14 protein-coding genes, 2 tRNA genes, 3 rRNA genes and 1 pseudogene are annotated in these 22,191 nt (G+C 63.3%); 14 read left to right on the top strand and 6 right to left on the bottom strand.

The window, feature by feature from the left end:
- Window positions 1-19 precede the first annotated feature (19 nt).
- Complete coding sequence (locus CUJ89_RS36710; protein ID WP_236655113.1) at window positions 20-457, bottom strand: ATPase; 438 nt, start codon at window positions 455-457, stop codon at window positions 20-22.
- A gap of 789 nt (window positions 458-1,246) precedes the next feature.
- Here CUJ89_RS36710 and CUJ89_RS36700 point away from each other — a divergent pair.
- The 6 genes from CUJ89_RS36700 (at window position 1,247) to CUJ89_RS36670 (ending at window position 8,839) form a co-directional block, all read left to right on the top strand.
- Window positions 1,247-2,779: ribosomal RNA gene (locus CUJ89_RS36700) — 16S ribosomal RNA — on the top strand.
- A 62-nt stretch (window positions 2,780-2,841) separates the two neighbouring features.
- Window positions 2,842-2,918, top strand: a tRNA-Ile gene (locus tag CUJ89_RS36695).
- 39 nt (window positions 2,919-2,957) lie between these two features.
- A tRNA-Ala gene (locus CUJ89_RS36690) sits at window positions 2,958-3,033 on the top strand.
- Window positions 3,034-3,319: 286 nt separating this feature from the next.
- Window positions 3,320-6,201 (top strand): 23S ribosomal RNA (locus CUJ89_RS36685).
- Window positions 6,202-6,384: 183 nt separating this feature from the next.
- Window positions 6,385-6,497 (top strand): 5S ribosomal RNA (gene rrf, locus CUJ89_RS36675).
- The 16S, 23S and 5S rRNA genes sit together here with 2 tRNA genes alongside, the layout of an rRNA operon.
- A 512-nt stretch (window positions 6,498-7,009) precedes the next feature.
- Window positions 7,010-8,839: a methyl-accepting chemotaxis protein gene (locus tag CUJ89_RS36670; RefSeq protein ID WP_114182298.1), complete on the top strand. Its 1,830-nt coding sequence runs from the start codon at window positions 7,010-7,012 to the stop codon at window positions 8,837-8,839.
- A 56-nt stretch (window positions 8,840-8,895) separates the two neighbouring features.
- Here CUJ89_RS36670 and CUJ89_RS39010 read toward each other — a convergent pair.
- The 3 genes and pseudogenes from CUJ89_RS39010 to CUJ89_RS36655 all read right to left on the bottom strand — a co-directional run.
- Window positions 8,896-9,014: pseudogene (locus CUJ89_RS39010) on the bottom strand (DNA-binding response regulator); the annotation flags it as partial.
- A gap of 17 nt (window positions 9,015-9,031) precedes the next feature.
- Window positions 9,032-9,403 (bottom strand): nuclear transport factor 2 family protein, encoded by a 372-nt coding sequence (locus tag CUJ89_RS36660; protein ID WP_114182297.1) that lies wholly within the window; start codon window positions 9,401-9,403, stop codon window positions 9,032-9,034.
- A 62-nt stretch (window positions 9,404-9,465) separates the two neighbouring features.
- Entirely contained in the window at window positions 9,466-10,065 is a 600-nt protein-coding gene (locus CUJ89_RS36655) for a hypothetical protein (RefSeq protein WP_114182296.1), read from the bottom strand.
- A 32-nt stretch (window positions 10,066-10,097) separates the two neighbouring features.
- Here CUJ89_RS36655 and CUJ89_RS36650 point away from each other — a divergent pair, with 32 nt between their 5' ends.
- Window positions 10,098-10,331 carry a hypothetical protein gene (locus CUJ89_RS36650; RefSeq protein ID WP_114182295.1) on the top strand — a complete coding sequence of 78 codons (234 nt, stop codon included), beginning with the start codon at window positions 10,098-10,100 and terminating at the stop codon, window positions 10,329-10,331.
- A 98-nt stretch (window positions 10,332-10,429) separates the two neighbouring features.
- Here the strand turns inward: CUJ89_RS36650 and CUJ89_RS36645 are convergent, their stop codons facing one another.
- Complete coding sequence (locus CUJ89_RS36645) at window positions 10,430-11,434, bottom strand: AraC family transcriptional regulator (RefSeq protein WP_114182294.1); 1,005 nt, start codon at window positions 11,432-11,434, stop codon at window positions 10,430-10,432.
- A gap of 144 nt (window positions 11,435-11,578) precedes the next feature.
- Between CUJ89_RS36645 and CUJ89_RS36635 the strand changes: the two genes are divergently transcribed.
- Genes CUJ89_RS36635 through CUJ89_RS36625 form a run of 3 tightly spaced genes read left to right on the top strand, consistent with a single transcriptional unit; the run spans window position 11,579 to window position 15,236 of the window.
- Complete coding sequence (locus CUJ89_RS36635; RefSeq protein WP_114182500.1) at window positions 11,579-13,246, top strand: acyl-CoA synthetase; 1,668 nt, start codon at window positions 11,579-11,581, stop codon at window positions 13,244-13,246.
- Between the two features lie 13 nt (window positions 13,247-13,259).
- Complete coding sequence (locus CUJ89_RS36630; RefSeq protein ID WP_114182293.1) at window positions 13,260-14,027, top strand: 3-hydroxyacyl-CoA dehydrogenase; 768 nt, start codon at window positions 13,260-13,262, stop codon at window positions 14,025-14,027.
- A gap of 18 nt (window positions 14,028-14,045) precedes the next feature.
- A complete protein-coding gene (locus tag CUJ89_RS36625) occupies window positions 14,046-15,236 on the top strand; it encodes an acetyl-CoA C-acyltransferase (RefSeq protein ID WP_114182292.1) in 1,191 nt (396 codons plus the stop codon).
- Window positions 15,237-15,336: 100 nt separating this feature from the next.
- Here the strand turns inward: CUJ89_RS36625 and CUJ89_RS36620 are convergent, their stop codons facing one another.
- Window positions 15,337-16,029, bottom strand: coding sequence for a TetR/AcrR family transcriptional regulator (locus CUJ89_RS36620; protein WP_114182291.1), 693 nt, complete (start codon window positions 16,027-16,029; stop codon window positions 15,337-15,339).
- Between the two features lie 376 nt (window positions 16,030-16,405).
- Between CUJ89_RS36620 and CUJ89_RS36615 the strand changes: the two genes are divergently transcribed.
- The 4 genes from CUJ89_RS36615 (at window position 16,406) to CUJ89_RS36600 (ending at window position 22,147) form a co-directional block, all read left to right on the top strand.
- The gene (locus tag CUJ89_RS36615) at window positions 16,406-17,686 is read left to right on the top strand and encodes a Zn-dependent hydrolase (protein WP_114182290.1); all 1,281 of its coding nucleotides are present in this window, start codon (window positions 16,406-16,408) and stop codon (window positions 17,684-17,686) included.
- A gap of 132 nt (window positions 17,687-17,818) precedes the next feature.
- Entirely contained in the window at window positions 17,819-19,156 is a 1,338-nt protein-coding gene (locus CUJ89_RS36610; protein WP_114182289.1) for an NAD(P)-dependent oxidoreductase, read from the top strand.
- Window positions 19,157-19,227: 71 nt separating this feature from the next.
- Window positions 19,228-20,538, top strand: a complete 1,311-nt coding sequence (preA, locus tag CUJ89_RS36605) for an NAD-dependent dihydropyrimidine dehydrogenase subunit PreA (RefSeq protein WP_114182288.1) — start codon at window positions 19,228-19,230, stop codon at window positions 20,536-20,538.
- Window positions 20,539-20,638: 100 nt separating this feature from the next.
- Window positions 20,639-22,147, top strand: a complete 1,509-nt coding sequence (locus tag CUJ89_RS36600) for an NCS1 family nucleobase:cation symporter-1 (protein ID WP_114182287.1) — start codon at window positions 20,639-20,641, stop codon at window positions 22,145-22,147.
- Window positions 22,148-22,191: the final 44 nt, after the last annotated feature.

The following is a 22,191-nucleotide window of genomic DNA, read 5'->3' as shown; positions in this document are numbered from 1 at the left end:
TGATCCCGAGCGGTGCTGCTCAATCCTCGAGGATGGATTTCGGCACGCTGGACAGATCGCAGGCTTGTGCTTGCTCGAGGTAGCCTTCTGCATCGTCGATCATCACGACCGCGACGTCGATCAGTTCGTCGAGCCGTTGCAGCAGCGCTTCACGCCACTCGGCGTCTTCGTCGCGCTCGGGTGTCTTGTCCATCTGCTCGATGATCGAGTCGGCCGTCTGCAGGAATGGAATCGCCTGCTGATAGTTTTCGATCGAGACCATCGCCGCGTTGCGCGCGCCGACGAGCCGCTCGCGGTGCTCGTCCGCCAGTTCGGACTCGCCGCTGATCCGCGGCAATACATCCGAGATGTGTTGCAGAAGCGGCGGGGCCTGTTCTTCCAGCATGATGGCGCGCTCGCGCAGCGCTGCATATTCGTCGCGAAGATCGGCGTCGCCGGGTTGAGTGGTGCTGTCCATCGTCGATGTGAGTGCGTGGTTCGGTCGCGGCATGATACTCGACAGCGCGAGGCCCCTTGTCCGTTCCGCAGATTGAGGTTGCGAGACCCTTGCAGGCGCGAACGCGCGCCGTCGAAGTTGGGAGGCTCGACATCACGTTCGGCGGCCCGATGATTGGCGGGGGATGCGAACCCGGGACACGGTTGAGCACACGACGCTGCCGACCTCCTATATATAGGAGGAAAGAAAGGTTCGCCTCGTATCCCTCATATCTATAGCGGGCGGCTCGCGTTGCGATGCGCAGCCCGTCACGCCCAAAGCCTCCGGGCGCGTCAGCGCACGGAGGCTTTTTCAAATTAATTTCACAAAGGGGCTTGCGCGAATGTCACGTGCTGCATAGAATCACGCCTCTTTCGCGCTAACGGAAACGCGGCGCGGAAGAGGGAAAGCGAAGTCGGTGGTGTGCAGCGGTTGAGGCACGCGGCTGGCGCAGGAAGATGGACCCCGCAGTCGCAACGAAGTGGTTAAAAAGTTGTTGACGATCTGCGAAACACGGTTCATAATCTCGCTTCTCTGCTGCTGAAAACGCAGCGCTGCTGAGAAACGAAACGGTTCTCGCAGACATGCTCTTTAAAAATTAACAGCCGATAAGTGTGGGCGCTTGATGGAAGCGAGCTGATCTTCGGATCAGATAGCGAAAGTATCAAGAGTCTCACACTAAAGTAAGTCAGGTTCATGAAGCAATTCATGTTCCTGTCAGCTTTGAGTGAGCGACCGGTTCTTAACGGAACCGAAAACAGTAACAGGTTTAAACTGAAGAGTTTGATCCTGGCTCAGATTGAACGCTGGCGGCATGCCTTACACATGCAAGTCGAACGGCAGCACGGGTGCTTGCACCTGGTGGCGAGTGGCGAACGGGTGAGTAATACATCGGAACATGTCCTGTAGTGGGGGATAGCCCGGCGAAAGCCGGATTAATACCGCATACGATCTACGGATGAAAGCGGGGGACCTTCGGGCCTCGCGCTATAGGGTTGGCCGATGGCTGATTAGCTAGTTGGTGGGGTAAAGGCCTACCAAGGCGACGATCAGTAGCTGGTCTGAGAGGACGACCAGCCACACTGGGACTGAGACACGGCCCAGACTCCTACGGGAGGCAGCAGTGGGGAATTTTGGACAATGGGCGAAAGCCTGATCCAGCAATGCCGCGTGTGTGAAGAAGGCCTTCGGGTTGTAAAGCACTTTTGTCCGGAAAGAAAACCTCTGCCCTAATACGGCGGGGGGATGACGGTACCGGAAGAATAAGCACCGGCTAACTACGTGCCAGCAGCCGCGGTAATACGTAGGGTGCGAGCGTTAATCGGAATTACTGGGCGTAAAGCGTGCGCAGGCGGTTTGTTAAGACCGATGTGAAATCCCCGGGCTCAACCTGGGAACTGCATTGGTGACTGGCAAGCTAGAGTATGGCAGAGGGGGGTAGAATTCCACGTGTAGCAGTGAAATGCGTAGAGATGTGGAGGAATACCGATGGCGAAGGCAGCCCCCTGGGCCAATACTGACGCTCATGCACGAAAGCGTGGGGAGCAAACAGGATTAGATACCCTGGTAGTCCACGCCCTAAACGATGTCAACTAGTTGTTGGGGATTCATTTCCTTAGTAACGTAGCTAACGCGTGAAGTTGACCGCCTGGGGAGTACGGTCGCAAGATTAAAACTCAAAGGAATTGACGGGGACCCGCACAAGCGGTGGATGATGTGGATTAATTCGATGCAACGCGAAAAACCTTACCTACCCTTGACATGGTCGGAATCCTGCTGAGAGGTGGGAGTGCTCGAAAGAGAACCGATACACAGGTGCTGCATGGCTGTCGTCAGCTCGTGTCGTGAGATGTTGGGTTAAGTCCCGCAACGAGCGCAACCCTTGTCCTTAGTTGCTACGCAAGAGCACTCTAAGGAGACTGCCGGTGACAAACCGGAGGAAGGTGGGGATGACGTCAAGTCCTCATGGCCCTTATGGGTAGGGCTTCACACGTCATACAATGGTCGGAACAGAGGGTTGCCAACCCGCGAGGGGGAGCTAATCCCAGAAAACCGATCGTAGTCCGGATCGCACTCTGCAACTCGAGTGCGTGAAGCTGGAATCGCTAGTAATCGCGGATCAGCATGCCGCGGTGAATACGTTCCCGGGTCTTGTACACACCGCCCGTCACACCATGGGAGTGGGTTTTACCAGAAGTGGCTAGTCTAACCGCAAGGAGGACGGTCACCACGGTAGGATTCATGACTGGGGTGAAGTCGTAACAAGGTAGCCGTATCGGAAGGTGCGGCTGGATCACCTCCTTTCTAGAGCTATCTCGCGAAGTTGAGCGCTCACGCTTATCGGCTGTAAATTAGGACAGACTCAGGGGTCTGTAGCTCAGTTGGTTAGAGCACCGTCTTGATAAGGCGGGGGTCGTTGGTTCGAATCCAACCAGACCCACCAAGTTGTCTGGCGTAAGAAACCTGAGGTCTCTGTATATATGGGGGCATAGCTCAGCTGGGAGAGCACCTGCTTTGCAAGCAGGGGGTCGTCGGTTCGATCCCGTCTGCCTCCACCAATCACCAACGCTAAGTGCTTGGTTCAGACACTGAACCGAGAATTTTGCATTGGCGATTGAGCCAGTCAGAGTGATATGAGTGAAAACCATATCGGCTGTCGTTCTTTAACAATCTGGAAGAAGTAAGTAATTTGGATAGCGGAAGCGTCTATGAGATGGACGTGGAAGTTATCCGGGTTGTGATTGTATCGATGTATCTCAAGATGATTCGAACTTCATGTTCGGCTCAATTGGAATACGGCACAAATGCGAGAACTCAACCTGTAACGAGACAGACTCGTTATAGGGTCAAGCGAACAAGTGCATGTGGTGGATGCCTTGGCGATCACAGGCGATGAAGGACGCGGTAGCCTGCGAAAAGCTACGGGGAGCTGGCAAACGAGCTTTGATCCGTAGATGTCCGAATGGGGAAACCCGGCCCTTTTGGGTCATCCTAGACTGAATACATAGGTCTAGTGAAGCGAACGCGGTGAACTGAAACATCTAAGTAACCGCAGGAAAAGAAATCAACCGAGATTCCCAAAGTAGTGGCGAGCGAAATGGGATGAGCCTTGTACTCTTTATTTGTATTGTTAGCCGAACGCTCTGGAAAGTGCGGCCATAGCGGGTGATAGCCCCGTAGGCGAAAACAGTATGAAAGAACTAAGTGTACGACAAGTAGGGCGGGACACGTGAAATCCTGTCTGAAGATGGGGGGACCATCCTCCAAGGCTAAATACTCGTGATCGACCGATAGTGAACCAGTACCGTGAGGGAAAGGTGAAAAGAACCCCGGGAGGGGAGTGAAATAGATCCTGAAACCGCATGCATACAAACAGTCGGAGCCTCGCAAGGGGTGACGGCGTACCTTTTGTATAATGGGTCAGCGACTTACGTTCAGTAGCAAGCTTAACCGTATAGGGCAGGCGTAGCGAAAGCGAGTCCGAATAGGGCGTTCAGTTGCTGGGCGTAGACCCGAAACCAAGTGATCTATCCATGGCCAGGATGAAGGTGCGGTAACACGTACTGGAGGTCCGAACCCACTAACGTTGAAAAGTTAGGGGATGAGCTGTGGATAGGGGTGAAAGGCTAAACAAACTTGGAAATAGCTGGTTCTCTCCGAAAACTATTTAGGTAGTGCCTCGTGTCTCACCTTCGGGGGTAGAGCACTGTCATGGTTGGGGGGTCCATTGCGGATTACCCCGCCATAGCAAACTCCGAATACCGAAGAGTGCAATCACGGGAGACAGACATCGGGTGCTAACGTCCGGTGTCAAGAGGGAAACAACCCAGACCGCCAGCTAAGGTCCCCAAATATAGCTAAGTGGGAAACGAAGTGGGAAGGCTAAAACAGTCAGGAGGTTGGCTTAGAAGCAGCCACCCTTTAAAGAAAGCGTAATAGCTCACTGATCGAGTCGTCCTGCGCGGAAGATGTAACGGGGCTAAGCTATATACCGAAGCTGCGGATGCGAGCTATGCTCGCATGGTAGGAGAGCGTTCCGTAAGCCTGCGAAGGTGCGTTGAAAAGCGTGCTGGAGGTATCGGAAGTGCGAATGCTGACATGAGTAGCGATAAAGGGGGTGAAAGGCCCCCTCGCCGTAAGCCCAAGGTTTCCTACGCAACGTTCATCGGCGTAGGGTGAGTCGGCCCCTAAGGCGAGGCAGAAATGCGTAGCTGATGGGAAGCAGGTCAATATTCCTGCACCATTGTTAGATGCGATGGGGGGACGGATCGCGGAAGGTTGTCCGGGTGTTGGAAGTCCCGGTCGCTGCATTGGAGAAGGCGCTTAGGCAAATCCGGGCGCGGGATTCAAGGGTGTGGCGCGAGCTCCTTCGGGAGCGAAGCAATTGGAAGTGGTTCCAAGAAAAGCCTCTAAGCTTCAGTCTAACGATGACCGTACCGCAAACCGACACAGGTGGGCGAGATGAGTATTCTAAGGCGCTTGAGAGAACTCGGGAGAAGGAACTCGGCAAATTGGTACCGTAACTTCGGGATAAGGTACGCCCTTGTAGCTTGATGCCCCTGCGGGCAGAGGGTGAAGGGGTTGCAATAAACTGGTGGCTGCGACTGTTTAATAAAAACACAGCACTCTGCAAACACGAAAGTGGACGTATAGGGTGTGACGCCTGCCCGGTGCCGGAAGATTAAATGATGGGGTGCAAGCTCTTGATTGAAGTCCCGGTAAACGGCGGCCGTAACTATAACGGTCCTAAGGTAGCGAAATTCCTTGTCGGGTAAGTTCCGACCTGCACGAATGGCGTAACGATGGCCACACTGTCTCCTCCCGAGACTCAGCGAAGTTGAAGTGTTTGTGATGATGCAATCTACCCGCGGCTAGACGGAAAGACCCCATGAACCTTTACTGTAGCTTTGCATTGGACTTTGAACCGATCTGTGTAGGATAGGTGGGAGGCTATGAAACCGGAACGCTAGTTTCGGTGGAGCCGTCCTTGAAATACCACCCTGGTTTGTTTGAGGTTCTAACCTTGGCCCGTGATCCGGGTCGGGGACAGTGCATGGTAGGCAGTTTGACTGGGGCGGTCTCCTCCCAAAGCGTAACGGAGGAGTACGAAGGTACGCTAGGTACGGTCGGAAATCGTGCTGATAGTGCAATGGCATAAGCGTGCTTAACTGCGAGACCGACAAGTCGAGCAGGTGCGAAAGCAGGTCATAGTGATCCGGTGGTTCTGTATGGAAGGGCCATCGCTCAACGGATAAAAGGTACTCTGGGGATAACAGGCTGATACCGCCCAAGAGTTCATATCGACGGCGGTGTTTGGCACCTCGATGTCGGCTCATCTCATCCTGGGGCTGTAGCCGGTCCCAAGGGTATGGCTGTTCGCCATTTAAAGAGGTACGTGAGCTGGGTTTAAAACGTCGTGAGACAGTTTGGTCCCTATCTGCCGTGGGCGTTGGATATTTGAAGGGGGCTGCTCCTAGTACGAGAGGACCGGAGTGGACGAACCTCTGGTGTACCGGTTGTCACGCCAGTGGCATCGCCGGGTAGCTATGTTCGGAAGAGATAACCGCTGAAAGCATCTAAGCGGGAAACTCGCCTTAAGATGAGATATCCCTGGGGACTAGATCCCCTTGAAGGGTCGTTCGAGACCAGGACGTTGATAGGTCAGGTGTGTAAGCGCAGTAATGCGTTCAGCTAACTGATACTAATTGCCCGTAAGGCTTGATCCTATAACAAGTCTGTCTCGATAGCCGTTAGCGCTTCAGCGCTTACGGATATCGAGCGTCGAGTGCAAGGCACTCGACGTACGACGGTTGAAGTACCGCGTACGTGTGAGATACAACCTCACAACCCAAAATTACTGCTTCTTCCAAGATTGGTCGCGCTGCGAAGCAACGCGACAACCCTCTTTGCCTGATGACCATAGCGAGTCGGCCCCACCCCTTCCCATCCCGAACAGGACCGTGAAACGACTCTACGCCGATGATAGTGCGGGTTCCCGTGTGAAAGTAGGTAATCGTCAGGCTCCCTAAGCCAGAAACCCCCGCCCGAAAGGCGGGGGTTTTTGCATTTCAGCGGTCGAAATGATAGCCGGGCGTGGAGAGGCTGCGCGGCGGGATCCGGGGCGCTGAAGACGTCGATTCAGGCACCTGCCGTTCGCGAGCGATCCGCAGTTCTGCAGCACTGAAATCTTCAGTCACCTTCCTCTACACACCACATCAATCCGCCCCGTCAGCGCCCGGCAAATGTCGATGCGTCCAAAGATGACGTTGTGATGGATGATGATGAGCGACGTTCATCGACAATGATCGATAAATGGCGCGTTCCGGCGAAAAACCGCCGGCTTCATTGAGCACGACAGTCTGATTTCCCCGAATTAGTCCGTCCTCACCCAACTCCGTAGTTCCCGCCGACTTGCCACCCATCCTGGTCTGGCCAGTCAGGCCTTAAGTTTCCGCAACCGATGTCGTTAAACAGGACGTTGCCTGTTTTCGACAACCCAATTCATATAACGCGGTAACGGAGATCGAAGTCATCATGCTGTCCTCGATTCGCGCTCGAATACTCGCGACCTGCGTCGCCATTGTGGTCACGGCGCTGGCCGTTACGGGCGGCCTGGTCTATTACGTCGTCAAGGACCACAACGACGAGGCAATCGACCAGAATCACAAGTCGATCCTCGCAGGGCACGCGCTCGCGATCAACGAATGGGTTGCCAGCAGAGGCCGGGAAACCCAGGCGCTCGCAGACACGATCGCGATCGGCGAGGGCGACCCTCTGCCGGCGCTGAAGTTGCTCGGCAAGTCGGGCGGCTTCGAGGTGCTGACGCTTGGCCTGCCGGACAAGACGGCGTTCTCGAACGTCCCGCTCGCGCCTGGCTACGACCCAACCGCACGCCCGTGGTACAAGCAGGCAGTCAGCGCCGGCCGCCTGGTCGTGACGGCACTCTACCGTGATGCGTCGACCGGCAAGCCGGCTGTTGCGTTCGCGGTGCCAGTGGTGCGCGACGGCACGGTGAAGGGCGTGCTGGCCGCCAGCCTGTTCATGGAGAGCGTGAGCTCTATCGTGACTGCGGTCCACCCGACACCAGCGAGCTTCGCGTTTTTGGTGGACAAGAGCGGGCGCGTGATCGCGTCGGCAAAGACCGACCTGATCATGAAGCCGGCGACCGGTCTCTCGCCTGCGCTTGACCCCGACCACCTCGGCGCGCTGCAGGCGACGTCCGCGCCCGTCGCTGTCGACATCGACGGGGCAACCAAGCTGGTGCGTGCACAGCCGATTGCCGGCACCGATTGGTCCCTTGTGCTCGCGCTCGACAAGGCAGACGTGACGGCCGGCATGCGCGCGGTCGCGATGACGACCCTGGCGGCGATCCTGGTCGTTGCCGTTATCGCGGCCGCGCTCGTCGGCGCGATGACGAACGCGGCCTTCAAGCGCATTTTGCTGGTTCGCGACGCGCTCACGGATGTCGCGAGCGGCAGCGGCGACCTGACGAAACGGCTGCCTGCCGACGGAGTCGACGAAGCCGCGCAGATCGCGCATGCGTTCAACCTGTTCGCCCAAAAGATCAGTACGATCCTGCTGCAGATCCGCGAGTTCAGCGAATCCGTCAACATCGCGAGCGCAGAGATCGCGCAGGGCAACCAGGATCTGTCCAGCCGGACCGAACATGCGGCATCGAGCTTGCAGGAAACTGCCGCAGCGCTCGAGGAAATCGCCGGCACGGCCCGCAACTCGGCCGATGCTGCGAGCCAGGTGAGCCGTCTGGCGGAATCGGCCTCGGACGTCGCGGTGCGCGGCGGCACGGTCGTTAGCGAGGTCGTCTCGACGATGAACGACATCACGCAAGCGTCGGGCGAGATCGCCAACATCGTCGGCGTGATAGACGGCATCGCGTTCCAGACCAACATTCTCGCGTTGAACGCCGCCGTCGAGGCTGCACGTGCGAACGAGCACGGCCGCGGCTTTGCGGTCGTCGCTGGCGAGGTGCGTGCGCTCGCGCAGCGTAGCGCGCAGGCCGCCAAGGAGATCAAGCAGTTGATTCACTCGTCGGTCGAGAAGATCGAGGGTGGCTCCGGGCTCGTACAGACGGCCGGCGCGACGATGGACGAAATCGTCGAGGGCGTGCGCAGTATCACGAGCGTGATTGCCGAAATTACCGTCGCCGCCAAGGAGCAGAGCACGGGGCTCGAGCAGGTGAATCAGGCGGTGTCGCATCTCGATAATGCGACGCAGCAGAACGCGGCGCTCGTCGAGCAGTCAGCGGCTGCCGCGACGTTGCTGCGCGAGCAGGCCGCCAAGCTCGCGCAGACGGTCGGCGAGTTCAAGCTGGAGGACCGCCGTGCATTGAAGTTGCAGCCCGCCTGAGGAGGGGCGACGCTGGGTACGTCTACCCACCGCGCGGGCAGGCGGCGCATTGCGTTGCGTCCGAGCCGATCGTGCTCGATGCGATCGATCGCCGCATACGCGACGATCACGCCCCGGGGCACTTTCGCAAAACGTTCTCGGGATGCCGACGCTGCAGCAGATCCTTCGGCGGCGAGTGGAATCGGGCGCAGGCTACATGACCTGCGATGCATGCCCGGCGACGACATGCCAGCCGGCACCCGATCGACGCCACAGGCGCGTATAGGCAAACGTGCCGTCGAACGCTGCGCCATCGAAATGGCCGGCGAGCCTCGCTTTCGTCGTGGTCAGGATCATGTCGTCGATCGCGCATGCGTGCGTTTCGTGGACATCGAGTCTGTCGAGACGCAGAAGCTTCGCGCGATGCGCGGCGAGATCGTCCGCCTTCGAGATGACCTGGCCGGTCGGGACGGTGAACACCAGATCGTCGTCCAGCAACGCATCGAGCGCTTCGACATCGTTGACCAGCATCGCAGCCCGCAGCGCGGCTTCGTAAGGTTCGATGGCTGTACGGATTGCATCCATTTCGGGGCCTCGCATCATCTCTGAAGGTTTGTGGTTCCGGACACAGCGCCGACTGACAAAGCCTACCGCGCGTTCGACAGCGATTGACGCCGGACCAGCATCACCAGGCAGATACCGATCGACGCGACGATGTTGACGGCCGGGTAGAACGCGACCGCGATACTCCACGTGCTCAGTGCCAGCAACGCCAGCGCGTACTTGAGCACGCACAGCGCGAAATAGGCGAGGCTCTCGCTCCACGGATCGCGGACCGTCTTGCGGACGGTCGGGCCGAGGCCGGCAAGCTCGATCAGCGTGACCAGACAGATCGAGACCGTCGGATCGTCGGTCAGCATCCAGAGCGGAATGGTAGAAAGAGCTGCACACAGAAATAACCAGTCGATGCCTGTCCAGCCGCGTTCGCCGCGAAAAATGCTGGCCACCAGCGTCAGAAAGCACGTGACGGCAATCGCCGCCGTGCACCACGCGGACGGCCCCGCACCCGCAACGAACTGGCCGGCGGCCGCGATCGCCGTGACGACCGACCACACGAGCCACGTGAACAGATGCGGCCGAACGGTGCGCCGGTAGATCGCGAGCGCGTACGGAATCGCTGCCAGCAAAGACACGGCAGTTCCGATCACGCCAAAGATCGAAGCGGCACCCTGATCGACACTCACCATCGACGCAACCTCGTTCGTACAGGCCGACCAGTATGTGGTCGGACGGGCCGGGGCGCAACGTCGTGCCGGCCACGCGTCGCAGCGGGTTTCATGTCGCATCGCACCGGAAAGCCGATGCGGTCGAACGCAAGCGCGTGCTTTGCCGGCTCGGCGAACTCGTCGCATCGCATGGCGCGGAGCTCGCGCTGCTCGACTCGCTCGACATGGGCAAGCGCGTCGCGAACGGGTTCAGTGCTCGATACACGACGCGTTCGTCGATCGACTGATTTCGTACGCGGCCGCGACAGATCGACACTCGCGACCGCTGCAGGGTGTCGCCGCGCACTCGCCTCGATGACTGCCGGCCGCATCGTCCACTCGCGATTCAAGGCTCCGGCTTCGCCGCATGCACGTCGTTGCGGAACGCGCCGGGGCTCGTGCCCGTCCATTTCCGGAACGCGCGATGAAACGCGCTCGGCTCGGTGAAGCCGAGCTCGGCCGCGATCGCCGCGACGCTCAGCGCGTGCCCGCGCAGCAGCGACTGGGCCAGCGCGCCGCGCAGCTCGTCCTTGATCGCCGCGAAGCTTTGCCCTTCGCTGCGCAAACGCCGCCGCAGCGTCGCGGGCGTCGTGCCGAGGCGGACGGCCAGCGTGTCGAAGTCGGGCCACTCGGCGGCCGGCAGCGACTTCAGGTGCGCGCGCGCCTTCGCGACCCAGCCCGTGTCGTGCCGGTAGCGGACGAGCAGGTTGCCGGGCGCGCCGCGCAGGAAGGTCTTCAGCGCCTGCCCGGAACGGATCGTCGGCAGCGCGAGGTACGCAGCATTGAACGCGAGCCGGCTGTCGGGCCGGTCGAAATGCACGGGCACGCCGAAGAACTGGTGATAGTCGCTGCGCTGGTCGGGGCTCGGGCACGCGAAATCGATGCGCTGCAGCGGGATGCGCCTGCCGATCAGCCAGCACGCGACGCCGAGCAGGATCAGCCAGAAGGTCCGGTACGCAAATGCCGGGTACGGCGCACCCGACTGCGTCAGCACAATCTGCGCCTGCCCGTCGGCCACGACGAGCTCGCCGTGCGGCTCGTCCAGCACCACGCGCAGGAATTGCAGCGCCCGCCGCAACGCCTTCTCGAGCGTGCCGGCGTGCAGCACCGCGTGGCACAGCAGCGTAAAGCTGCCTTGCCGCATCGGGCGCGCGGCGAGCCCGAAGAATTCGTCGTCGATCGTGCCGGCGATCGCGAGCCACAGCCGGCCGTACTGCTGCGGCGTGACAGGCTCGTGCACGGCGGCCGGCAGGCCGGCGGCGCGCAGCACGGGCGCGGTCGGGATGCGCTGCCGACGCAGGCTCGCGAGCGCGTCGTCGACGAAATCCGGCGAAATCATCTGCGGCCCCATTTTTCTGAATCCTCCCGACATGGCAAAAGCGATCACGATTCTAGATTCTGTTTGTCATTGATTGCAATGTGCCGGCTGTCTACCATCGATGTATCCCCGTCGTGCCGCTGGCTCGCCGGCGGTCATAACGCACAGGAGACACGCATGCCTGATGGAGCAACCGCCCGGGCGGCGCCGGCCTACGCCGACGCTGTGGCCCGGTTCAGTATCGAGACCGCCGCGGCGCAGCTGCACGGCGACCTGGAGCGCGGCCTGAACGCGTGTGTCGAATGCTGCGACCGGCACGCATCGGCGGACGCGATCGCGCTCGACTGGATCGATGCTGGCGGGCAGCACCGCCGCTTCACGTTTGCGCAGATGCAGGCGTTGTCGGCACGTGTCGCGAACCTGCTCGTCGCGCAGGGCGTGAAGCCGGGCGACGTGGTGGCCGGCCTGTTGCCGCGCACGCCCGAACTCGTCGCGACGATCCTCGGCACGTGGCGCGCGGGCGCCGTCTACCAGCCGCTGTTCACCGCGTTCGGCCCGAAGGCGATCGAGCACCGGCTGCGGATGAGCGATGCGCGCCTGGTCGTGACCAACGTCGCGAATCGCGCCAAGCTCGACGAGATCGCCGATTGCCCGCCGGTCGCGACGGTGCGCGAACCGGGCGATACGCTGCCGGAACGCGACATCGATTTCCGCGCGGCGCTCGACGCGCAGTCCGATACATTCGAGCCGGTGCTGCGCAAGGGGTCTGATCTGTTCATGATGATGTCGACGTCGGGCACGACGGGTTTGCCGAAGGGCGTGCCGGTGCCGCTGTACGCGTTGCTCGCGTTCGGCGCGTATATGCGCGAAGCTGTCGACCTGCGCGCCGGCGACCGGTTCTGGAACATCGCCGATCCGGGCTGGGCGTACGGGCTCTATTACGCGATCACCGGCCCGCTGCTCCTCGGTCATGCCACGACACTGTACGAGGGCGGCTTCACGGTCGACAGCACCTACGACGTGATTGAACGACTCGGCATCACGAGCCTCGCCGGCTCGCCGACCGCGTACCGGATGCTGATGGCGGCCGGCAAGGAAGCGGCTGCGCGGCTGAAAGGACAGCTGCGCGTGGTCAGCAGTGCCGGCGAACCGCTGAATCCCGAAGTCGTGCGCTGGTTCCACGCGGCGCTCGGCGCACCGATCTACGATCACTACGGCCAGACCGAACTCGGGATGGTCGTGAACAACCATCACGGCCTCGCGCACGTCGTCCACTCCGGTTCGGCCGGCTTCGCGATGCCCGGCTACCGCGTCGCGGTGCTCGACGACGCGGGCCGCGAGCTCGGCCCCGGCGAGCCCGGCAATCTCGCGATCGACATCGCGCGCTCGCCGCTGCTGTGGTTCCACGGCTACTGGCAGCAGGACACGCCGGCGATCGCAGGCGGCTATTACCGGACCGGCGACAACGTCGAACTGGAGCCGGACGGCACCGTGAGCTTCATCGGCCGCGCGGATGACGTGATCACGTCGTCCGGCTACCGGATCGGCCCGTTCGACGTGGAAAGCGCGCTGATCGAGCATCCGGCCGTCAGCGAGGCCGCCGTCATCGGCGTGCCCGATCCGGAGCGCACGGAGATCGTGAAGGCGTTCGTCGTGCTGTCGAAGGGCGTTGACGGCACGCCCGCGCTGGCCGAGGAACTGAGCCAGCACGTGAAGCGGCGGCTGTCCGCTCATGCTTATCCTCGCGCGATCGACTTCGTCGAAGCGCTGCCGAAAACCCCGAGCGGCAAGATCCAGCGCTTCGTGTTGCGCAAGATGGAAGCCGAGAAGGCCGCTCAACCCTGAATACGGACTGCGAATGAATATCAAGGATCGCGTTTTTCTGATTACGGGCGCCGGTTCGGGCCTTGGCGCCGCGGTAGCGCGCATGGTGGTCGCGGAAGGCGGCAAGGCCGTGCTGCTGGACGTCAATGACGATGCCGGTGCGAGCCTCGCGCACGAACTCGGCGCGGCCGCGCGCTTCGTGAAGACCGACGTGACGAGCGAAGCCGACGGGCAGGCAGCCGTCGCCGCCGCGCGCGACGCGTTCGGCCGCATCGACGCGCTTATCAACTGCGCGGGCGTCGCACCGGGCGAGAAGGTCGTCGGCCGCGACGGTCCGCACTCGCTCGACCGCTTCGCGCGCGCAGTGTCGATCAATCTCGTCGGCACGTTCAACATGATTCGACTGGCCGCCGAAGCGATGTCGAAGCAGGACGCCGACGCGGAAGGCGAGCGCGGCGTGATCGTCAACACCGCGTCGGTCGCGGCGTTCGACGGGCAGATCGGGCAGGCCGCGTATGCGGCGTCGAAGAGCGGCGTGGTGGGCATGACGCTGCCGATCGCGCGCGAACTCGCGCGGTTCGGCATTCGTGTCGTGACGATCGCGCCCGGCATTTTCGCGACGCCGATGATGGCCGGCATGCCGCAGGACGTGCAGGACGCGCTCGGCAAGAGCGTGCCGTTCCCGCCGCGGCTCGGCCGCCCGGAAGAATTTGCGGCGCTGGTGCGCCACATCGCCGAGAACACGATGTTGAACGGCGAAGTCATCCGTCTCGATGGCGCGTTGCGCATGGCACCGCGCTGACACTGGAGGAAGCGAATCATGACGACTCAGGATCCGATCGTAATCGTTGGCACGGCGCGTACGCCGATGGGTGGTTTTCAGGGTGACCTGGCTGCGGCCAGCGCGAGCGAGCTCGGCGCGGTCGCCATTCGCGCGGCGCTCGAGCGCGCGAACGTGCCGGCCGAGCGCATCGACGAAATCGTGTTCGGCTGCGTGCTGCCGGCCGGGCAGGGCCAGGCGCCGGCGCGGCAGGCCGCGCTGAAGGCCGGGCTGCCGCTCTCGGCGGGTGCGACCACGGTCAACAAGATGTGCGGTTCCGGGATGAAGGCCGCGATGTTCGCACACGACCTGCTGCTTGCGGGTTCGGCGGGCGTGGCCGTCGCGGGCGGGATGGAGAGCATGACGAATGCGCCGTACCTGCTGCCGAAAGCGCGCGCGGGGATGCGGATGGGCCACGGCCAGGTGCTCGACCACATGTTCCTCGACGGGCTCGAGGACGCTTACGACAAGGGCCGCCTGATGGGCACGTTCGCGGAGGATTGCGCGCAGGCCTATCAGTTCACGCGCGAGGCACAGGATGCGTTCGCGATCGCGTCGCTGACGCGCGCACAACGCGCGATCGCGGAAGGACACTTCGTGTCGGAGATCGCGCCCGTGACCGTGAAGGCCGGCAAGACCGAAGCGGTCGTGTCGATCGACGAACAGCCGGGCAAGGCCCGACTCGACAAGATCCCGACGCTGAAGGCGGCGTTTCGCGACGGCGGCACGGTGACGGCGGCCAATGCGTCGTCGATTTCTGACGGCGCGGCCGCGCTCGTGATGATGCGCCGCTCGGAAGCCGAGCGCCTGGGCCTCACGCCGAAGGCCGTGATCGTCGGGCATTCGACCTACGCGGACAAGCCGGGCCTGTTCGCGACCGCACCGGTCGGCGCGCTGCGCAAGCTGTCGGACAAAACCGGCTGGAACCTGCGCGACGTCGACCTGTTCGAGATCAACGAAGCGTTCGCGGTGGTGCCAATGGCCGCGATGCGCGATCTCGACCTGCCGCACGAGAAGGTCAACGTGCATGGCGGCGCGTGTGCACTCGGGCATCCGATCGGCGCATCCGGTGCGCGCGTGATGGTGACGCTGCTGGCCGCGCTCGAAACGTATGGCCTGAAGCGCGGCGTCGCATCGCTGTGCATCGGCGGCGGCGAGGCGACGGCGATTGCGATCGAGCGCATCGCGTAACGCATAGCACGCACGCTGCGACACGGGCGACGGGTATCGCGCAGGAAGTCCCTGCGAGATGACCGTCGCCCGTTATTTTTCGGCGGATCGTGCTGTCGCGCTACGGCTTCGCGTGCGGCGACACCGCGCCGCATGCGCGAATCACGAGCTGCACGACCTGTTCGGTCTGCTCGCCGAACGCTTTTTGCGTGAACGCGCGCTTGCCGCTCAGCGCGCGGATCTGCGCATCGAAATCCGCATAGTGCTGCGTGGTCGCCCAGATCAGGTACATCAGCGCATGCGCGTCGATCGGCGCGAGCAGGCCGCGCGCGATCCAGCCATCGATTACCTTCACGCGCGTGTCGAACCACGGCTTCACGCGTTGCGACAGGATGTCCTGCATGTGCTCCGCGCCGTGGATGATCTCGTTGGCCCAGACCTTCGAGCCGAGCGGGCGCCGCCGCGACAGCGCCATCTTCGCGCGCACGTAGCCGCCGATCGCTTCCACCGGATCGTCGCTGGCCTCGAACGAGCCGGCCGCGCGATGCCAGTCCTCGAACAGGTCGTCGAGCACGCGGCGGTACAGCGCGAGCTTCGTCGGGAAGTAGTAATGCAGGTTCGCCTTCGGCAGGCCGGCGCGTTCCGCGATCATCGCGGTGCTCGCGCCGTCGAGCCCGCGCTCCGCGAACACGGCCTCCGCACAGGCGAGCAGATGCGCTTCGTTGGACTCGCGGATGTGCGCCTTGCGTCGCCGCAAAGGCGCAGGCGTTTCGTCGCTGTCGGTCGCGTCGGCTGCCGGCTCGTCATGTCTCATCGTTGCCCTCGCGCGGCAGGCATGCCGCGTTGGGCTTCATTCTAGCTGCTCATTCGCGTCGAACGCACGCGCGCGGACACCTGTGGACATCGTTCGTCAGTAGCGATGCTGCGTTGCGATGGCACGTTTCTCGCTCTAACGATTCACGCAAGAAAGACATTGCCTTGGCCATTTTGATCGTCTAAAACCTGTCCAATCGGACAGGATTCGGCGAGCGGCGAAAGGCAACGTAAACCCGCTCGCCGATTCGTCGGACGAACTTCGCGAACGACAGGGACATGCACCGCGCATGGGCGTGGTTTACCCCGAAACAGGCATCGAACGCACCGGCACAGACCGGGTTGACGACATCACCGACCCCACAGGAGCGATACGAATGAGCGCGGTATCGGAAGCAGTGAAGCGGCCAGTCTTCGACCCGTCGATCAAGATCGACGGCAAGCGGTTGTGGGACAGCCTGATGGAGGTCGCGAAGATCGGCGCAACGCCGAAAGGCGGCGTGTGCCGCCTCGCGCTGACCGATCTCGACAAGGCCGGCCGCGACCTGATCGTCGGCTGGGCGAAGGCCGCCGGCTGCACGGTGACGGTCGATACGATGGGCAACGTGTTCATGCGACGCGCGGGCCGCGTGGCCGATGCGGCGCCGGTCGTCACGGGCTCGCACGCCGATTCGCAGCCGACGGGCGGCCGCTTCGACGGCATCTACGGCGTGCTCGGCGGCCTCGAAGTCATTCGCAGTCTCAACGATCGCGGCATCGAGACCGAGCATCCGGTCGAGGTCGTGATCTGGACCAACGAGGAGGGCTCGCGCTTTGCGCCCGCGATGGTCGCGTCCGGCGTGTTCGCGGGCGTGTTCCCGCTCGAATACGGGCTGTCGCGCAAGGACGTCGACGGCAAGACGATCGGCGAGGAACTGGCGCGCATCGGTTACGCGGGCGACGTGCCGTGCGGCGGGCGCAAGCTGCACGCGGCATTCGAACTGCATATCGAGCAGGGGCCGATTCTCGAGGCGGAGTGCAAGACGATCGGCGTCGTGACCGACGCGCAGGGGCAGCGCTGGTACGAGATCACGTTCACAGGGCAGGAAGCGCACGCGGGGCCGACGCCGATGCCGCGCCGCCGTGACGCGCTGCTCGGCGCGTCGCGCGTGGTCGATCTCGTCAACCGGATCGGCCTCGATCATGCGCCGTTCGGCTGCGCGACCGTCGGCATGATGCAGGTCTACCCGAACTCGCGCAACGTGATTCCCGGCCGCGTGTTCTTCACGGTCGATTTCCGTCATCCGGACGACGCCGTGCTCGCGAAGATGGATGCCGCGCTGCGCGACGGCGTCGCGCGCATCGCGGCCGACATCGGGCTCGAAACGGAGCTCGAGCAGATTTTCTACTACAAGCCCGTCGCGTTCGATCCGGCGTGCGTGGCAGCCGTGCGTGGCGCGGCCGAGCGTTTCGGCTACTCGCATCGCGACATCGTGTCGGGCGCGGGGCACGACGCGTGTTATCTCGCACAAGTCGCGCCGACATCGATGGTGTTCGTGCCGTGCGTCGATGGCATCAGTCACAACGAGATCGAGGACGCGACGCCTGCGTGGATCGAGGCCGGCGCGAACGTGCTGCTGCATGCGATGCTGTCGCGCGCCTGCGAGCCGGCTTCATGACGAATCGACCATAACGCAGCAAGGCAGGCGGACGGCCGCCTGTCGATGGCATTCCTAAGAACAACCGCTCTCCGGCTCCGCTCGCGCAGCCGGCGGGGACGGCTTTGTCTCCACCCAGTCGAAGGAACGCGTATGACCACCAAGCCAACCGGCGATATCGCCGCGCATCGCCTGTCGTCCACGCAACTCTCGTGCGAATTCGCCGATATCGCGCCGCTGCTCGATCCGACTGCAGCTGCGGCCGCCGCGAGCCGCTGCCACTACTGCTACGACGCGCCGTGCGTGCAGGCCTGCCCGACGCAGATTGACATCCCGAGCTTCATCCGCAAGATCGGCAACGGTAACCTGAAAGGCGCCGCGACCGACATCCTGTCCGCGAATCCGCTCGGCGGGATGTGTGCGCGCGTGTGCCCGACCGAGATCCTGTGCGAAGGCGCATGCGTGCGCAATCACCAGGATGCGCAGCCCGTCGCGATCGGCGCGCTGCAGCGGCACGCGACCGACTGGGCGATGGAAACCGGCGCGGTGCGCTTCACGCGCGCGCCCGATACGGGCCGCCATGTCGCGGTGGTCGGTGCGGGGCCGGCCGGGCTCGCGTGCGCCCACCGGCTCGCGCTCGCCGGGCACCGCGTCACGCTGTTCGACGCACGCCCGAAGGCCGGCGGCCTCAACGAATACGGGATCGCCGCGTACAAGACCGTCGACGATTTCGCGCAGCGCGAAGTCGAGTGGCTGCTGTCGGTCGGCGGCATCACGGTGAAAACGGGCGTCGCGCTCGGACGCGACATGACGCTCGACGAACTGCGCGAGCAGCACGACGCGGTGTTTCTCGCGATGGGCTTCGGCGGCGTGCGCGCGCTCGCGATCGACGGCGAGCAACTGGCCGGCGTGATGAACGCGGTCGATTTCATCGAGCAGGTGCGGCAGGCCGACGCGCTGAAGAACGTGCCGGTCGGGCGGCGCGTGGTCGTGATCGGCGGCGGCAATACGGCCATCGATGCGGCCGTGCAGAGCCGCAAGCTCGGCGCCGAGCGCGTGACGATGGTCTACCGGCGCGGCGTGGATGCGATGAGTGCGACGTGGGCCGAGCGCGAGTTCGCGCAGAAGTGCGGCGTTACGCTCGTCACGCACGCGAAGCCGGTGCGCATGGCGGGCGATGGCACACAGGTGACGGGCGTCGAATTCGAAGGCGCATCGGGCGAGCGTTTCACCGTCGACGCGGACATGGTGCTGAAGGCGATCGGCCAGACGCTGGTGCCGGACGGCGTCGCGGCGGCGTTGCTGACGACGGACGGCGCGCGCATCGCGGTCGACGCGGACGGGCGCACCGCGTTGCCCGACGTGTGGGCGGGCGGCGACTGCGCGGCGACCGACGGCATCGACCTGACGGTGCAGGCCGTGCAGGACGGCAAGCGCGCGGCTGCGTCGATCGACGCCGCGCTCGCGCAGCGCGACGCGAAGGCTGCCTGAACGCACGGCGCACGGCGCACGCAACGCACCCCGAGCACAACGATAACGACCCCATTCTCACGGAGCCGAACATGGCCGACCTTCGCTGCACCATCGCGGGCATCACTTCGCCGAATCCCTTCTGGCTCGCGTCCGCGCCGCCGACCGACAAGGCCTACAACGTCAACCGCGCGTTCGAGGCGGGCTGGGGCGGTGTCGTATGGAAGACGCTCGGGCTCGATCCGCACGTCGTCAACGTCAGTTCGCGCTACGGCGCGGTGCAGTGGAACGGCCAGCGGATCGCGGGGTTGAACAACATCGAGCTGATCACCGATCGTCCGCTCGACGTGAACCTGCGGGAGATCGCACAGGTGAAGCGCGACTGGCCGGACCGCGCGCTGATCGTGTCGCTGATGGTGCCGTGCAACGAGCGCGACTGGAAATGGATTTTGCCGCTCGTCGAAGATACGGGCGCCGACGCGGTCGAACTCAACTTCGGCTGCCCGCACGGGATGAGCGAGCGCGGGATGGGCGCGGCCGTCGGACAAGTGCCGGAATACGTCGAGATGGTCACGCGCTGGGTCAAGGAAGGCACGAAGCTGCCGTGCCTCGTGAAGCTCACGCCGAACATCAGCGACATCCGGACGGGGTCGCGCGCCGCGTACAAGGGCGGCGCGGACGGCGTGTCGCTGATCAACACGATCAATTCGATCGTCGCGGTCGATCTCGACCACATGGCGCCGATGCCGACCGTCGACGGCAAGGGCACGCACGGCGGCTATTGCGGCCCGGCGGTCAAGCCGATCGCGTTGAACATGGTCGCCGAGATCGCGCGCGATCCGGAAACGCCGAACCTGCCGATCTCGGGCATCGGCGGCATCTCGACCTGGCGTGACGCGGCCGAATTCATGGTGCTCGGCGCCGGCAGCGTGCAGGTGTGCACCGCGGCGATGCATTACGGCTTCCGGATCGTGTCGGACCTGGCCGACGGGCTGTCGAACTGGATGGACGAGAAGGGCTACGCGACGCTCGACGACGTGCGCGGCCGCGCGGTGCCGAACGTGACCGACTGGAAATACCTGAACCTGAAGTACGACATCAAGGCGCGCATCGACCAGGACCGCTGCATCCAGTGCGGGCTGTGCCATATTGCGTGCGAGGACACGTCGCATCAGGCGATCACGCGCGAAAAGGACGGTGTGCGGCACTTCGAAGTGATCGATTCCGAGTGCGTCGGGTGCAATCTTTGCATGCACGTGTGTCCGGTCGAGCAGTGCATCACGATGGAGCGCGTCGATTCGGGCGACTACGCGAACTGGACCACGCATCCGAACAATCCGGCGAGTGCGGATGCGAGTGCGGGCCCGGCGGCGGAATCCGGGAAGCACGCGAAGGCTGCCTGACCGGCGTCCGGCGGTACGGGATTTCCAGCACCGCCGTTTTTCGTTCCCCTGGGCCGGCATCGCGCGATGCCGGCGCTGACGTTTACGTGGAGTCCGATCGATGAAACCCGCAGCGAATCCCGCCGATTCCGACAGCGCCGCGGCGCCGGGCGGCAGCCTGTACAACGACGACCTCGCGCCGACGACGCCGGCGCAGCGCACGTGGAAGTGGTATCACTTCGCGGCGCTGTGGGTCGGGATGGTGATGAACATCGCGTCGTACATGCTCGCGGCCGGGCTGATCCAGGAAGGCATGTCGCCGTGGCAGGCGGTGCTGACGGTGCTGCTCGGCAACCTGATCGTGCTCGTGCCGATGCTGCTGATCGGCCATGCGGGCGCGAAGCACGGGATTCCGTACGCGGTGCTGGTGCGCGCGTCGTTCGGCACGCAGGGCGCGAAGCTGCCGGCGCTGTTGCGCGCGATCGTCGCATGCGGCTGGTACGGCATCCAGACCTGGCTCGGCGGCAGTGCGATCTATACGCTGCTGAACATCCTGACCGGCAACGCACTGCACGGCGCGGCGCTGCCGCTCGTCGGTATCTCGGTCGGGCAGCTCGCGTGCTTTCTCGTGTTCTGGGCGCTGCAGCTGTACTTCATCCTGCACGGCACCGATTCGATCCGCTGGCTCGAGAGCTGGTCCGCGCCGATCAAGGTCGTGATGTGCGTGGCGCTCGTGTGGTGGGCGACGTCGAAGGCGGGCGGCTTCGGCTCGATGCTGTCGGCGCCGTCGCAGTTCGCGGCGGGCGGCAAGAAGGCCGGACTGTTCTGGGCGACCTTCTGGCCGGGCCTGACCGCGATGGTCGGCTTCTGGGCGACGCTCGCGCTGAACATTCCCGATTTCACGCGCTTCGCGCATTCGCAGCGCGACCAGATGATCGGGCAGTCGATCGGGCTGCCGCTGCCGATGGCGCTGCTGTCGGTGGTGTCGGTCGTCGTGACGTCCGCGACCGTCGTGATCTACGGCAACGCGATCTGGGATCCGATCGACCTGACGAGCCGGATGACGGGCATCGGCGTGGGCGTCGCGCTCGTGATCCTCACGCTCGACACGATGTGCTGCAACCTCGCCGCCAATCTCGTCGGGCCGGCCTACGATTTCTCGAGCCTGTGGCCGAAGGGCATCTCGTACAAGGCGGGCGGGATGATCACCGCGACGATCGCGATCCTGATGATGCCGTGGAAGATCCTCGCGACGACGGACGGCTATATCTTCACCTGGCTCGTCGGTTATTCGGCGCTGCTCGGGCCCGTCGCGGGCATCCTGATGGTCGACTACTTTCTGATTCGCGGCACGCAGCTCGATACGCGCGCGCTGTTCGACGAGCGCGGCGGCTTCAGCTACGCGCGCGGCTGGAACCCGGCCGCGCTGGCCGCGCTCGCGATCGGCGTGCTGCCGAACCTGCCCGGCTTCCTGCACACGGCATTTCCGGCGTCGTTCCCGAACGTGCCGGCGTTCTTCAACACGCTTTACACGTACGCGTGGTTCGTCGGCCTCGTGCTGGCGTCGTGCGTGTACGGCACCTGGATGAAGTGGCGCGCCGGACAGCGCGCGCAGATCGCGAGCGCATGAGCGCATGACGCGCCGCATGCGGCACCCGACAGTCAACGAGGAGG

It is taken from the genome of Burkholderia pyrrocinia, from assembly GCF_003330765.1.
Taxonomy (GTDB): domain Bacteria; phylum Pseudomonadota; class Gammaproteobacteria; order Burkholderiales; family Burkholderiaceae; genus Burkholderia; species Burkholderia pyrrocinia_B.
Note: the sequence above shows the minus strand (reverse complement) of the source record. Positions and strands in the feature narration are given on the sequence as shown.

Coding starts and splice junctions, on each gene's coding strand:
- CUJ89_RS36650 (WP_114182295.1), top strand. CDS start 10,098: ATGTGGTCGGACGGGCCGGGGCGCAACGTCGTGCCGGCCACGCGTCGC.
- CUJ89_RS36655 (WP_114182296.1), bottom strand. CDS start 10,065: ATGGTGAGTGTCGATCAGGGTGCCGCTTCGATCTTTGGCGTGATCGGA.
- CUJ89_RS36620 (WP_114182291.1), bottom strand. CDS start 16,029: ATGAGACATGACGAGCCGGCAGCCGACGCGACCGACAGCGACGAAACG.
- CUJ89_RS36610 (WP_114182289.1), top strand. CDS start 17,819: ATGACCACCAAGCCAACCGGCGATATCGCCGCGCATCGCCTGTCGTCC.
- CUJ89_RS36625 (WP_114182292.1), top strand. CDS start 14,046: ATGACGACTCAGGATCCGATCGTAATCGTTGGCACGGCGCGTACGCCG.
- CUJ89_RS36630 (WP_114182293.1), top strand. CDS start 13,260: ATGAATATCAAGGATCGCGTTTTTCTGATTACGGGCGCCGGTTCGGGC.
- preA (WP_114182288.1), top strand. CDS start 19,228: ATGGCCGACCTTCGCTGCACCATCGCGGGCATCACTTCGCCGAATCCC.
- CUJ89_RS36615 (WP_114182290.1), top strand. CDS start 16,406: ATGAGCGCGGTATCGGAAGCAGTGAAGCGGCCAGTCTTCGACCCGTCG.
- CUJ89_RS36635 (WP_114182500.1), top strand. CDS start 11,579: ATGCCTGATGGAGCAACCGCCCGGGCGGCGCCGGCCTACGCCGACGCT.
- CUJ89_RS36660 (WP_114182297.1), bottom strand. CDS start 9,403: ATGGATGCAATCCGTACAGCCATCGAACCTTACGAAGCCGCGCTGCGG.
- CUJ89_RS36670 (WP_114182298.1), top strand. CDS start 7,010: ATGCTGTCCTCGATTCGCGCTCGAATACTCGCGACCTGCGTCGCCATT.
- CUJ89_RS36710 (WP_236655113.1), bottom strand. CDS start 457: ATGGACAGCACCACTCAACCCGGCGACGCCGATCTTCGCGACGAATAT.
- CUJ89_RS36600 (WP_114182287.1), top strand. CDS start 20,639: ATGAAACCCGCAGCGAATCCCGCCGATTCCGACAGCGCCGCGGCGCCG.
- CUJ89_RS36645 (WP_114182294.1), bottom strand. CDS start 11,434: ATGGGGCCGCAGATGATTTCGCCGGATTTCGTCGACGACGCGCTCGCG.